Below are 12807 nucleotides of genomic sequence, written 5' to 3'. Positions count from 1 at the left end.
GGCCGCCGCGCCGAAGGCTTCCTCGTTGCCCGCGTCCCTTCGGTGGGCCGAAGTCCCGGTCGCCGTCAGGCGGAGGCCACGGCTGAGGGGCGCGGGTCAGCGGGCGAGCACGAGGGTGGTGGGGGACGGGGTGTCCAGGAAGCGGATGTCCTCGAACCCGGCGGCGGTGAGCCACGCGTGACAGTCACGGCGCCGCCAGGTGGAGCCGTGCCGGCTCTTCAGGAGCATCTCCCCGGCGAAGGTCAGCGCGAAGGGCGGGCCCGTGCGGTCGTCGTCGGTGAGGTAGTCGGAGACGACGAGCGTGCCGCCGGGCCGCAGCGCCCTGCGTATCCGGGTGAAGATCGCCTGGTTCTCCTCGGGCCCTTCCTGATGGGCGATGTTGGAGTACATGACGAGGTCGTGGTCGCCGTTGCCGAAGTCGACGGTGTGGAAGTCGCCGTCGACGTGGTCGACCCGGTCGCCCACGCCCTGTTCGGCCAGGAGCCGCCGGGCGATCGCGTTGATCGGCGCCCAGTCGATCTGGGTGGCGCGGGCGTCGGGGTTGAGCCCGAGCCAGACCGCCGAGCAGACCCCCGAACCGCCGCCGATGTCGAGGATCGAGACCTTCCCGGCATCGGCCAGCCCCAGCGCCTCGGCGGCGATGTGCGCCACGGGCACGGACTGCGCGGCGATGGCCTGGACGAGGTTCTCCCAGTGCGGGTTGTCGGCGACCTCCACCACCGCCTCCGTCACCGGCCCTCCCGCGCGTACGACGTCGGGCAACGCGGCCAGCGATCCCAGATGGCCCATCTTGAGGCGGGCGAACCCGGCCAGTGACGCGGGCCGGCCCTCCACGAGAAAGGCCGCCGCCTCCGGGGTGTTGCGGTAACGGCCGTGCGCCACCTCGACCAGGCCGAGGGCGACCAGACCGTCGAGGAGCGCCTGCGCGCCGCGCGGCGCTATCCCGGCCCGCTCGGCCAGCGCCGCCGCTGTTTCGGCGCCGTCCTCCAGGTGTGTGAACAGGGAGTACGTCGCCGCCGTGCCCAGAACTCCGGTGGCCCAGTAGCCGTTGATGATCCGCATGATCCGGTCGGACGTGGGTCCGGCCTGCGTGCCGGTGGTGCTGTCGCTGTCGCTGCCGGTGCCCATGCTGATGCCGGTCTCGGTGCCGCTCATACGATCCTCCCCGCGTACGGGCGCGGCGCGGCCTCGGCGGCCGGGCGCTCCCCGTGGTGATGGGCGGTGCCGTCGACCCAGGTGCCCAGGGCCATCTCGGCGGTGATGCCGGGGCCGAAGCCCGCGATCACGCCGGTGGCGTCCGTGGGCAGGGGCCCCTCCTCGAAGCGCCTGCGCAGCGCGTCGAGCACCACCGCGCTGGCGATGTTCCCGTACTCGGTCAGCGTCCCCCAGCTGTGCCGGAAGACCGTGCGGTCGACCCCGAGGTACTTGGCGAGGTCGTCCAGGATGCGGGGGCCGCCGGCGTGGATGATGTAGAAGTCGAGGTCCGAGGCGTCCCAGCCGTGGTCCGCGGCCAGGTCGCGCAGCACCGGCGCGAGCGGCTCCATGGTGCCCGGCACCCGGCGGTCGAGCTGGAAGTGGAACCCGGTGTCGCGCACGGCGTACGAGATCCACTCCTCGGTGTTCGGAATGAGGTACGAGGCGTTGTGCCGCAGTTGGACGCCGGTGACGCCGGGGCCGCCCCGCCCGCGCACCACGGCCGCCGCGACCGCGTCGCCGAACAGTCCGTCGGACAGCAGCGAGCCGACGTCGTCGGCGTCGGGCTGGTAGCACAGCGAGCACAGCTCGCACGAGACGATCAGCACGTTGCTGTCGGGGTGGGCCGCGCAGAAGTCATGGGCGCGGTTGATCGCCGCCCCGCCTCCCGCGCAGCCCAGTTGGGCGATGGGCAGCTGCCGGGTGTCGTACCGGAACCCCATGGTGTTGATCAGCCATGCGGTGAGCGAGGGCATCATGAAGCCGGTGCACGACACATAGATGATCGCGTCGATGTCCTCGGCCCGCAGCAACGCGTTCGCCAATGCCTCCTCGATGGCCTCGGGGCATCTCTTTTTCGATTCGGTCTCGTAGATACGGTTGCGTTCCTCGAAGCCCGGGTGGTCCAAGGTCTTCTCGATCGGCTGCACCAGATGCCGCTTCTGCACTCCGGTATTCTCTATCAGCCGGAGTGCCAGCGGGAGTTGCGGCTTTCCCGCATGAGCTTTCCTGGCGAAATCCAGGGTCTGCTCCATGGTGATGATGTATTCCGGTACGCGCACCGCGGGCTTGCAAAGGATGGGCATGTCCGGCGTCTGCCTCTCAGAAAGTGAAGACATTTCTCTGCCTTTTGCCTCTGTCTTCTTCTATCAGGGTGTCAATGTCGTACGGCGGGCTTGCCCGCTCCTTGGCGTCGGCTTGCCGACGCTTTCAGGTCGAGCACCGCACGGGCGATGGCGTCCGCGTCGCCGAGGGTCATGGAGTCGACGCCGGGGCGGATCCCGGCGGCGGTCACCCAGTGCACGCCCTCGGTCGGCACCCCGAGGGCGAACCGGCGCGGATGGGCCCGCCCCGCCGCGTCGACGAGCCGGTACGGGCGCTCGGTGACGGCCAGCCCCCGGGTCGGGAACTCGGTGCCGCAGGAGCCGTCGATCCGGAACCGGGCGGCCTGCCCGCTCTCCAGCAGCCCGCGCAGCAGCGGGTCCGCGGTGCGGGTGAGATCCGGCTCGGGCAGCCGGGCCTCGACCAGGGCCGTCGCCCGCACCGCCGGCCCCGGTACGACACCGGAGACGACCGTGAACGCCGCCCGCCGCCCGCCCTGTTCACCGGGATCGGGGGCGGACACCCGTACGTCGGGGCCGAGGATCTCCACCACGCCCGCCTCGACGAGCGCGATCAGCTCCTCGACACGGGAGACGGGCGGACCGATGGACAGGAACGCGTTCAACGGGGTGTACCAGCCCTGGAGATCGTCCTGGTACGAGCCGCCCTCCAGCCGGCCGTGGTCCACCGCGGCACGTATCTCGTTGCGCAGGTCGCGCAGTACGTCCAGGGCGGCCTTGAGCGGGCCGTCCGTATTGCCCGCCCTGGCCTCGCGCACGTCCTCGTTCAGATGGCGCAGGAGCCAGGCCCGGTGGCCGTCCCGGTCGCGCAGGTCCCGGCCGCGCCAGGGGTGGGCCAGCGCCTCCCAGTCCCAGCGCTCGTCCGGCGGGATCCCGGCGGCGTCGAGCAGCCGCGCCTCCGCCGCCCGGTCGGGAGCGGCCAGGAAGTCCCGTACGAAAGGCTCGCGTTCGCGCCGCCGGCCACCGGCGGACAGCAGCGTTCCGTAGTAGACGCTCTCCACCTCCTTGGCGATCAGCGGCCACAGGTCGGTGCGGAAGGACAGCCGCTCGCTGTCCTCGGCGCGCCGGTGCAGCCCGGCCACGGCGCGCAGGGTCAGCAACCGCGGCTCGTGGCGGCCGTAGGGACCCTTCTGGTTCTCGCCGCGCGCGTGGTACGGCACACCGCGCCGGGACCCGGCGACGATACGCGGCTCCCGGCCCGAGGGGCGGTAGCGCGGCCGGCCGCCGTCGCGGACGAAGATGCCGCCCCGGTCCTCGGTCAGCAGCGCGAGCACGTCGAAGAAGTTCAGCCCGAGACCGCGTACGAAGACGGTCTCGCCGGGCGCGACGACGGACAGGTCGAGGTCGGCCGGGTTCGCGGGGGCGAGGTAGGTCAGGCCGTGCCGGGCGGCGGCCGCCGCCAGGGCCCGCTGACCGGACGTGGGGGCGGCCGGGACGTGCCCCTGACTGAGGACCACGGCGTCCAGACCGGTCAGCCGCGTGCCGTTCGCCAGGAGCACGGTCTGCGAGCCGCCCGGCCGGCCCTCGTCGTGCAGCGCCACCGCGCTCGTGCGGTGCTCGACGACGGTGACATGCGCGGGCGCCGCCTCCCGCACGGTACGGAAGGCGTCCTCCAGATACGCGCCGTAGAAGGCACGGGTTGGGTAGTCGTCCGGGCCGAGCCGGCCCGCCTCGGCCAGGACCTCGGGCGCGAACCGCCCGCGTACGCCGGGATCCGCCGACCGCAGGGCGAGATCCCCGGCCCACGCGTACAGACTCGGCCCCTCCTCCACCGGCCCGCCCATCGTCACGGTGTGGTCGGTGAAGACGGTGACCTGCGAGGCGACGGTGTTCATCAGCAGCCGCCGGGACTGACCGGTGCGCCACACCTTCCCCGGGCCCGGCGCGTACGGCTCCACGATGTGCACGGTCACCGCCGGGTGCGCGGGGGACTTGCGCTCGTTGGCGCACAGCCGCTCGAGGACCGACAGACCGCGCGGCCCCGCTCCGACAAGACAGACGACAAGCACGGACTCTCCTCGATGGGAATACGCGAACAGAGCGGGCGCCCACAGCCGGCGCGTCGGTCAGTTCGGGCGCAGGTTGTTCTTCAGCTCGGCCCGCAGTACGTCCACGACGCGTTCGACCTGGTCCGGGCGGAGTTCGGCGTGCATGGGTATGGCCAGGTTGCGCTGGAAGAGATCCGCCGAGACCGGGCACGCCTGCGCGGAGTCGTACACCGGCTGGAGATGGCTGGCCCAGGTGCCGTGCCCGCAGCCGATGCCCTGGGCGCGCAGCGCGGCGCCGAGCCCGGAGCGGTCCACCCGCGGGTCGAGGGTCACCAGGTAGGACTGCCAGGCGTGGGTGCGGTCCTCGGGCACGTACGGCACCGTGAGCAGTTCCTCGTCGGCCAGCAGCTCCGTGTACGACGCCGCGACCGCGCTCCGGCGGCCCAGCAGTTCGTCGACCCGCCCCAACTGCACCTGGAGGATCGCGGCGGCGATGTCGGAGAGCTTGTAGTTGTAGCCGATGTCGGTGAACGAGGGGATCGGCAGGCCGACCACCTGCGCCTGGTCGTAGATGCTCCCGATGCCGAACGACGACCGCAGCCGGGCGTCGGCCCCGATCACCGGGTCGGCGGCGAGCAGCGCCCCGCCCTCACCGCTGGTGGCGCCCTTGCGGCCGTGGAAGGAGAGGCAGGCCACCGGCGCCAGCGCGCCCGCCGGGCGGCCCTGGTAGGTGGCGCCGACCGCGCAGGCGGCGTCCTCGACGACGAACAGGCCGTGGCGGTCGGCGACGGCCATCAGTTCGGTGTAGTCGGCGGGCAGCCCGACGGTGTCCACCGCGATGATGCCCACCGTGCGCGGGCCGATCAGCTCCGCCACCGCCTGCGGGTCGACGGTGCCGGTGTCCGGGCGTACGTCGGCGAAGACCGGGGTCGCGCCGACGTAGCGCACCGCGTGGGCCGGGGCGGGGAAGGTGTAGTCGGCGACGATCACCTCGTCGCCGGGCTCGACGCCGAGCGCCAGCATGCTCAGGTGGAGCGCCGCGCCGCAGTTGCTCAGCGCGACCGCGTCACCGACGCCGTAACGCTGCTGCAGCTGGGCTTCGAGTGCCTTGCCCTGCGGGCCCTGGCCGGCCGGCCAGCCCGAGGCGAACACCTCGGCGACGGCGGCGAGTTCCTGTTCGCCCAGGCTCGCGTGCACGAGCGAGATGCTGTCCGTGGTCGTGACAGTCATCCGAGATCACCCCTCAACTCTTCGTCTCTGGTCAGGTCGTCACTGCTCACGCCGCGGACCGCCCGGCCGGGCTCAGGGTGGCCGGATTCGGGGCGGTCGGGTTCGGGACGGGCGGGTTCGGCGTGGGCGGGGTGAAACGGAGCGGGGTGATCTGCTGGACGTCGTAGCGCTCACGCATCCGCTCCACGGCCTCGGAGTCCACCGACCGGCCGGCCGCGAAGATCTCGACGATCTCCTCGAAGTAACGCTCGTGGTCCGGCGAGGGGGAGCTCTGGAAGAGCATGCGGGCCGGCTTGTCCGTGGGGTTGCGGAACGCGTGCGGGCAGCCCGGCGGCACGAACATGCAACTGCCCGTGACCGCGCGCGCGGCGCGGTCGCCGCTCGTGGACTCCCAGCCGTGCCAGGTGTCCGGGGTCCGCTCGGTCGGCTCGAACGCGAAGAGCTCCAACTCACCTTCCAGGACGTAGAAGAACTCCTGGGAGTGGCTGTGGGTGTGCGCGCCGACGTCGAACCCCGGCGGCACGACCACCTCGAACACGGAGGACGAGGAACCGTCCGCGGCCGTGACCTTGAAGGTCACGTCCTGCGCTTTCGTGATGAGTTTCCGGCCCTGGCCGGGCGGGACGATGAGACCGCTCATGTGGTGTCGCTCTCTCGGATCGAATGCGGGCGCGGGCCGGGCAGCCGCGCGGCGGCGGAATTCTGAAGTCAGGGACAACCGGGGAAACCGGGGAAGTGGAGGAAGCAGGCGGACGCTTTCCGGTACGCCGGAAATTCCGCGCCCCGGGCCGGCACCGGACGGCCTCCGCAGCGAGAATGCCCGCGGTGACTTGGGGACCACTGGGTCCGGGATTGGTTCCCGCTTGCCGCCAAGCCGGGGCCAACACTTCGCGTATTCCCGGGCAAGGGGCGGCGTCGAGGATGCGTTTCGCGGTCCGCCGATCACCGTCGGGACGGCTGCACCCGTACGGAATTCCAGAATCCGGCGGGACGACACCGTTCGGGCGGACGAATTCCGTACGCGAGCCGCCGGGAGACCGGCGCGTTTCTCCCGGCGCCGGCCGGCCTGCCCGAACCGCACATCGTCGATCCCGTTCCGACCATCCCGAGGGGGAAACCATGCCGTCCGCCCCGCACCGAGTTCTGCTCGCCGAGCCCCGGGGTGCCTGCGCCGGAGTGCACCGGGCCATCGAGACGGTGGAACGCGCGCTCCAACTGCACGGCGCGCCCGTGTACGTACGCAAGCAGATCGTGCACAACGAGCACGTCGTGCGGGAACTGGAGGGCAGGGGCGCCCGGTTCGTCGACTCGGAGGAGGACGTACCGGCCGGGGCCGTGTGCGTCTTCTCCGCGCACGGGGTGTCCCCGCAGGTCCGCGACAACGCCCAGCGACGCGAACTCACGGTCATCGACGCGACGTGCCCGCTCGTGACCAAGGTCCACCAGGAAGCGATCAGGTTCGCCCGCGACAAGGACACGCTGATCCTCATCGGGCACGTCGACCACGAGGAGATCGAGGGCACCTACGGAGAGGCCCCGGAGCGCACCGTCGTCGTCGGCAGCGTGGAGGAGGCCGGGCGCCTCGACCTCGCGCCGGGCACGACGGCCGCGTATCTCACCCAGACCACGCTGTCGATGGACGACACGGCCCAGATCGTGGCCGTCCTCCACGAGCGGTTCCCGACGCTGACCGGTCCGGCCAGTGCCGACATCTGCTACGCCACCCAGAACCGGCAGAACGCGGTGAAGGCCATCGCGGGCCGCAGCGACCTCGTCCTCGTCGTCGGCTCGGCCAACTCCAGCAACTCACTGCGCCTCGTGGAGGTCGCCCGGGCCGCCGGCACCGACGCCCGGCTCCTGCCCGACCCGGACCTGCTCGACTCCGCGTGGCTGGAGGGCGTACGCACGGTGGGCCTCACGGCGGGCGCGAGCGTGCCCGACGTGCTGGTGGAACGGGTGCTGCACCGCCTGGCCGAACTGGGCTACCAGGACGTCGAGACGGAGGTGACGGCCACCGAGAACGTGGTGTTCAAACTGCCGCCGGAGCTGGAGGAATCAAGGGTGCCGGGGGACGCGGTACGGCCGGGGCCGTCGGGGACAGCAGAGGAGTCGGAGGTCGGTGCGGCGGCGGTCGGTGAGCGTGGCGGCGTCGACGAGGAGACCTGCGCCAAGCTGCTGGACCGCGTCGACCGGCGCATCGAGGAACTGCTGAGCGCCGAGGAGGCGCGCTGGAGCGCCGTGGACGCCCGGGTGGCGGTGCCGGTCGCGGCCGTCGCCGAACTCGTCGCGGCGGGAGGCAAGCGGCTGCGCCCCCTGTTCTGCGTCACCGGCTATCTGGCGGCCGGCGGCGGCGTGGACGACGACACGGTCGTCGACGCGGCGGCGGCGCTCGAACTGCTGCACGCGTTCGCACTCATCCATGACGACATCATGGACAACTCGCCCACCCGGCGGGGCACCCCGACCGTCCACGTCGCGTACACGGACCTGCACGCGCGGCGCGCCTGGGCGGGGGAGTCCCGCCGGTACGGGGAGAGTGTCGCCCTCCTCGCCGGGGACCTGGCACTCAGCTACGCGAACCGGCTCGCGGGCCGGCTGACCGGCCCGGCGGCGGAGGTGTGGCACGAGCTGGTCACGGAGATGATTATCGGCCAGCAGCTGGACATCGCCCTGGCCGCCGAGGTGGAACCGGACCCGGAGCTGGCCCGCTGGGTCGCGGTCTGCAAGTCCGGCCGCTACACCATCCACCGCCCCCTCGCCCTCGGCGCGGCCATCGCCGGACGCCCCGGGCTGCACGATGTCTTCGAGGTGTACGGGGTCGCGGCCGGCGAGGCGTTCCAGCTGCGGGACGACCTGCTCGACGCGTTCGGTGACGCGACGGTGACCGGCAAGCCGACCGGCCTGGACCTCAGCGAGCACAAGATGACCCTGCTGATCGCGCTGGCCGCTGCCAAGGACCCGCGGGTCGCCCGGCTGGTCGAGGACAGCCGCCACGCCGACTGGAACCCGGCCGAACTCCGTGCCGCCCTGCTCGCCTCCGGAGTGCGCGCGGATGTCGAGGAGCGGATCGACGCCCTGGTCGCCGACGCCCGCGCGGCCCTGACGGACGCCGGCCTGCCGCACCGCTGGCGCCTGCGTCTGGAGGAACTGGCCGACATGGTCGCCTACCGCGACCGCTGACGCCGTATCCGCACCCCGTACCCCCGCCCAGTCGGACGCAAAGGAAGACCTCATGGGAAGCACGTTGCTGGACAAGCTGAGTCACCGGCCGGACCCCGCGTCGGCACGTACGTCGCCGCACAAGCACGGTCTCTATCTCGGTGTCGTACCGGAGCGAGCCGCGCGCGTCCGCGGCGCCATGCCGCTCGTCCTCGACCACGACCTCGACGTCCTGCCGGAGGCCGGACGTCACCTGACGGTCCGTCAACTCGTGGGACATGTCGCGGACATCGCGAACCGGTTCGCCGCCGCCGGGGTGCGCGCGGGCGGCCATGTGGTGATCTGCAAGGCCCCCAACTTCGACCTCTGGCTGCTGGCGACCGCTGTGGAGCGCATCGGCGCGGTCCCGGTCATGCTCTCGCAGCACCTGGACTCCGCGGCCATCGCCGCGCTGCTGGCCCGGCTGGAGCGGCCGCACCTGGTCACCGACGGCCCCAAGCTCCGCTCCCTGACCGAGGACGGTGTGGAACTGGCCGAGCTGACCCGGGGCGTGATCGGTGTGGGCGACGCCGGTCCGGACGCGGGCGCGGTCGCGCTCGCCGACCTGGACGGCACGGTGCCGGTACGGCCGGTGCTGCGCGGTCTGGACGAGCCGGCCATGATCACGCACACCTCCGGCACCACGGGACTGCCCAAGCTGGTCGTGCACACGCCGCGCACGATGCGGTCCCGGCTGCGCCCGCAGCTGTTCCTGCTGGGGCTGATGAGGAAGCGGGGGACCGTCGCGATCCATATCCCCTTCGGTCACTCCCGGACATTCGCGGCGATGTCGCTCTGCCTCCTCCAGGGGATGCCGCCGCTGCTGGTGAAGGACGGCACGCCGGACGCGGTCGCCGAGTTCTTCGCCGAGCGGAGCCCCTGGCTGATCGAGGCGCTGCCCAACTCCTTCCTGGCCTGGGAGGAGTTGGCCGACGACGCGCGCCGTCCGTTCGCGTCGGTCAAGTACTTCAGCAGCACCTTCGACGCGATCCACCCGAGGACGGTGCGCCGTCTGCTGCACGCCTCCGCCCAGCGGGCGCAGTTCTTCCAGATCTACGGGCAGAGCGAGGTCGGCCCCGCGGCCGGCCGGCCGTACTACCGCCGGTTCGCCCACCGGATGGACGGCCGCTGCGTGGGCTACCCCCTGCCGGGCAGCGCCCGGGTCAGGCTGGTGAGCCGGGACGGCAAGCGGCCCTCGAAGCGGAACCCCGGCTCCATCGAGGTCCGTTGGGACGGGATAGCGAAGACGTACCACGGCGAGCAGGAGCGCTACGACGCCAATGTGCACGACGGCTGGTGGCGTACCGGGGACGTCGGCTACCGCAGCTCGTTCGGCTGCCTGCACATGCTCGACCGCGAGTTCGACGAGATCCCCGGGGTGGGCAGCAGCCTGGAGATCGAGGACATCCTCCTGGACGAACTGGCGGAGCTGGCCGAGGTGGTCGTGGTGCCGGGCCCCGGGTCCAACGCGGTCCCGGTCGTCTGCACCCACCACGACGAGCCGCTGGACCCGGACCGCTGGCGCGCCGCCACGGCCGCGTACCCGCAGCTGGCGGATCCCGTCCAGATCCCGCTGGCCGAACTGCCGCGCACCGCCACGCTGAAGACCCGCCGGGTCGAACTCTCCCGCCGCCTCGAAGCCGGCCTGTAGAGCCGAGGGCCATCCCCGCGGCGCGCGGGGATGGCCCTCGTACGGCGAATGACACGACCCCAACCGCCGGCCGTCATCGACGCCCGCGAGGAGGACCGAACGTCACGGCCGGGCCGTCGCTACCTCACGTACCGGCTCCAGTCGGATCACGACCCCCTTCGACGTCGGCGTGTTGCTGACGTCGGCGACGCTGTCCAGCGGGACCAGCACATTGGTCTCCGGGTAGTACGCGGCGGCGCAGCCGGCCGGGGTCGGGTAGGCGACCAGCCGGAAGCCCTCGGCACGGCGCTCGATGTCGTCGTGCCAGACGCCGACCAGGTCGACCTGGTCGCCGTCGCGCAGACCGAGCGCGTCCAGGTCGTTCTGGTTGACCATCACGATCCGCCGCGAGCCGTGGATGCCGCGGTAGCGGTCGTTCGTGGTGTACGGGACGGTGTTCCACTGATCGTGCGAGCGCAGCGTCTGCAGCACGAGATGCCCTTCGGGGGCACTCAGCATCTCGAACCCGTTGCGGGTGAAGACGGCCTTCCCGACGGCGGTGGGGAAGACCCCTTCGTTGACCGGGTTCGGCAGCAGGAAGCCGCCCGGCCGGCTCGCTCGCGCGTTGTAGTTGTCGAACCCCGGCACCACCCGGGCGATACGGTCCCGGATCGTGCCGTAGTCCGCCTCGAACTCCCCCCAGGGCACGGCCACCCGGTCCCCCAGCGTCATCCCGGCCAGCCGGCTGAGGATGGCCACCTCGCTGAGCAACTGCTTGGAGGCGGGTTCGAGGCGTCCGTGGGAGCTGTGGACCTGGCTCATCGAGTCCTCGACGGTGACGAACTGCTCCCCGCCCGCCTGGATGTCCTTCTCGCTCCGGCCGAGCGTGGGAAGGATCAGCGCCGTGTCGCCGCAGACCGTGTGCGAACGGTTCAGCTTGGTCGAGATCTGCGCGGTGAGACGGCAGCGGCGCAACGCCCCCTCGGTGACGGGGCTGTCGGGAGTGGCCCGTACGAAGTTGCCCGCGAGGCCGAGGAAGAGCTTCACCCGCCCGTCGAGCATCGCCCTGATGGAGTCCACCGTGTCCAGACCGTGCGCGGCCGGAGGTGTGAACGAGAACTCATGGCCGAGGGCCTCCATGAACGCCTCGGGCATCTTCTCCCAGACACCCATGGTCCGGTCGCCCTGCACGTTGCTGTGGCCACGCACCGGACACGGCCCGGCGCCGGGCTTGCCGATGTTCCCCCGCAACAGCAGGAAGTTCACGATCTCCCGGATGGTGGCCACGGCGTGCTTCTGCTGGGTCAGCCCCATCGCCCAGCAGACGACGACGCGTTCGCTCCCGAGGACGGCGTCACGCAGCCGCTCGATACCGGCACGGGTCAGTCCGGTGGCGGTGAGGACGTCGGGCCAGGAGACCGTCGTACGGATGTGCTCGGCGAACTCGGAGAAGTCCTTGGTGTGCGAGTTGATGAAGGACCGGTCGAGCACGGTGCCGGGCGCGGCGTCCTCCGCCTCCAGCAGCAGCAGATTCAGCGCCTGGAGAAGGGCGAGGTCACCACCGAGCCTGATCTGCAGGAACTCGTCGGCGATCACGGTCCCGGGGCCCACCACACCGCGCGGTGTCTGCGGATTCTTGAATCGCATCAGGCCCGCCTCCGGCAGCGGGTTGATCGCGACGATACGGCCGCCCCGGTTCTTGGCCTCCTCCAGCGCCGAGAGCATCCTGGGGTGATTGCTGCCCGGGTTCTGGCCCAGGATGAGAATCAGCTCGGCGTGGTGGATGTCCGACAGGCTCACACTGCCTTTGCCGATACCCAGCGTCTCGTGCAGGGCCGCGCCACTCGACTCGTGGCACATGTTGGAACAGTCGGGGAGGTTGTTGGTGCCGAAGGCGCGGGCGAAAAGCTGGAGGACGAAGGCCGCCTCGTTGCTGGCCCGTCCCGAGGTGTAGAAGACCGCTTCGTCGGGCGAGTCCAGGCTCCGTAGCTCGTCGGCGATCAGCCCCAGCGCCTCGTGCCAGCTGATCGGCTCGTAGTGCTCGGAGCCCGGCCGCTTCACCATGGGTTCGGTGAGCCGCCCCTGCTGATTGAGCCACATGTCCGATCTGCGGCCCAGTTCGCTCACCGAATGGCGACGGAAGAACTCGGCGGTGACCCGCCGTGTGGTCGCCTCGTCATTGACGTGCTTGGCGCCGTTCTCACAGTATTCGTTACGGTGCCGGCTCCCCGGCTTCGGGTCCGGCCACGCACAGCCGGGACAGTCGAAACCCCGGGTCTGGTTGATGTTCGCCAGCGTCACAGCCGTATTCCGGGCCGAGGTCTCCGCGAGGGAATAGCCAAGCGCGTGGGCGACGGCGGGAACGCCCGCCGCCCATTTCTTGGGCGGAGTGATCTCAGGTTCGTTCTCGCTCGGGTCCTCGGTCGGTCGCCTCTTCACCCGAATA

At 71.3% G+C, this 12807-nt stretch carries 8 protein-coding genes; 2 read left to right on the top strand and 6 right to left on the bottom strand.

Annotated features, from left to right (window positions below; all coding sequences use genetic code 11):
• Positions 1 to 96: 96 nt before the first annotated feature.
• The 5 genes from ACFT9I_RS31470 to ACFT9I_RS31450 form a co-directional block, all read right to left on the bottom strand.
• Positions 97 to 1155 carry a methyltransferase gene (locus tag ACFT9I_RS31470; RefSeq protein WP_382569873.1) on the bottom strand — a complete coding sequence of 353 codons (1059 nt, stop codon included), beginning with the start codon at positions 1153 to 1155 and terminating at the stop codon, positions 97 to 99.
• Positions 1152 to 2279: a type III polyketide synthase gene (locus tag ACFT9I_RS31465; protein WP_382569871.1), complete on the bottom strand. Its 1128-nt coding sequence runs from the start codon at positions 2277 to 2279 to the stop codon at positions 1152 to 1154. Before ACFT9I_RS31465 ends, ACFT9I_RS31470 begins: the two co-directional genes overlap by 4 nt.
• Positions 2280 to 2350: 71 nt before the next feature.
• Positions 2351 to 4324, bottom strand: coding sequence for an FAD/NAD(P)-binding protein (locus tag ACFT9I_RS31460; RefSeq protein ID WP_382569869.1), 1974 nt, complete (start codon positions 4322 to 4324; stop codon positions 2351 to 2353).
• A 57-nt stretch (positions 4325 to 4381) separates the two neighbouring features.
• Positions 4382 to 5533, bottom strand: a complete 1152-nt coding sequence (locus ACFT9I_RS31455) for a DegT/DnrJ/EryC1/StrS family aminotransferase (RefSeq protein WP_382569868.1) — start codon at positions 5531 to 5533, stop codon at positions 4382 to 4384.
• Between the two features lie 46 nt (positions 5534 to 5579).
• The gene (locus ACFT9I_RS31450) at positions 5580 to 6173 is read right to left on the bottom strand and encodes a cupin domain-containing protein (protein ID WP_382569866.1); all 594 of its coding nucleotides are present in this window, start codon (positions 6171 to 6173) and stop codon (positions 5580 to 5582) included.
• Positions 6174 to 6652: 479 nt separating this feature from the next.
• Between ACFT9I_RS31450 and ACFT9I_RS31445 the strand changes: the two genes are divergently transcribed.
• A complete protein-coding gene (locus ACFT9I_RS31445) occupies positions 6653 to 8713 on the top strand; it encodes a 4-hydroxy-3-methylbut-2-enyl diphosphate reductase (RefSeq protein ID WP_382569864.1) in 2061 nt (686 codons plus the stop codon).
• A gap of 52 nt (positions 8714 to 8765) precedes the next feature.
• On the top strand, positions 8766 to 10382 hold the full coding sequence (locus ACFT9I_RS31440) for a class I adenylate-forming enzyme family protein (RefSeq protein WP_382569862.1): 1617 nt from the start codon (positions 8766 to 8768) through the stop codon (positions 10380 to 10382).
• Positions 10383 to 10484: 102 nt separating this feature from the next.
• Here the strand turns inward: ACFT9I_RS31440 and ACFT9I_RS31435 are convergent, their stop codons facing one another.
• Entirely contained in the window at positions 10485 to 12800 is a 2316-nt protein-coding gene (locus ACFT9I_RS31435) for an FdhF/YdeP family oxidoreductase (protein ID WP_382569860.1), read from the bottom strand.
• Positions 12801 to 12807 lie beyond the last annotated feature (7 nt).

It is taken from the genome of Streptomyces sp. NPDC057137 (genome assembly GCF_042670825.1).
Lineage (GTDB): Bacteria > Actinomycetota > Actinomycetes > Streptomycetales > Streptomycetaceae > Streptomyces.
The sequence above is the reverse complement of the archived record's forward strand: the minus strand, read 5'-3'. Positions and strand labels throughout refer to the sequence as shown.

Excerpts from the sequence above, each read along its gene's own strand:
- ACFT9I_RS31470 (WP_382569873.1), bottom strand. The coding sequence starts at position 1,155 with ATGAGCGGCACCGAGACCGGCATCAGCATGGGCACCGGCAGCGACAGC.
- ACFT9I_RS31465 (WP_382569871.1), bottom strand. The coding sequence starts at position 2,279 with ATGCCCATCCTTTGCAAGCCCGCGGTGCGCGTACCGGAATACATCATC.
- ACFT9I_RS31455 (WP_382569868.1), bottom strand. The coding sequence starts at position 5,533 with ATGACTGTCACGACCACGGACAGCATCTCGCTCGTGCACGCGAGCCTG.
- ACFT9I_RS31450 (WP_382569866.1), bottom strand. The coding sequence starts at position 6,173 with ATGAGCGGTCTCATCGTCCCGCCCGGCCAGGGCCGGAAACTCATCACG.
- ACFT9I_RS31445 (WP_382569864.1), top strand. The coding sequence starts at position 6,653 with ATGCCGTCCGCCCCGCACCGAGTTCTGCTCGCCGAGCCCCGGGGTGCC.
- ACFT9I_RS31440 (WP_382569862.1), top strand. The coding sequence starts at position 8,766 with ATGGGAAGCACGTTGCTGGACAAGCTGAGTCACCGGCCGGACCCCGCG.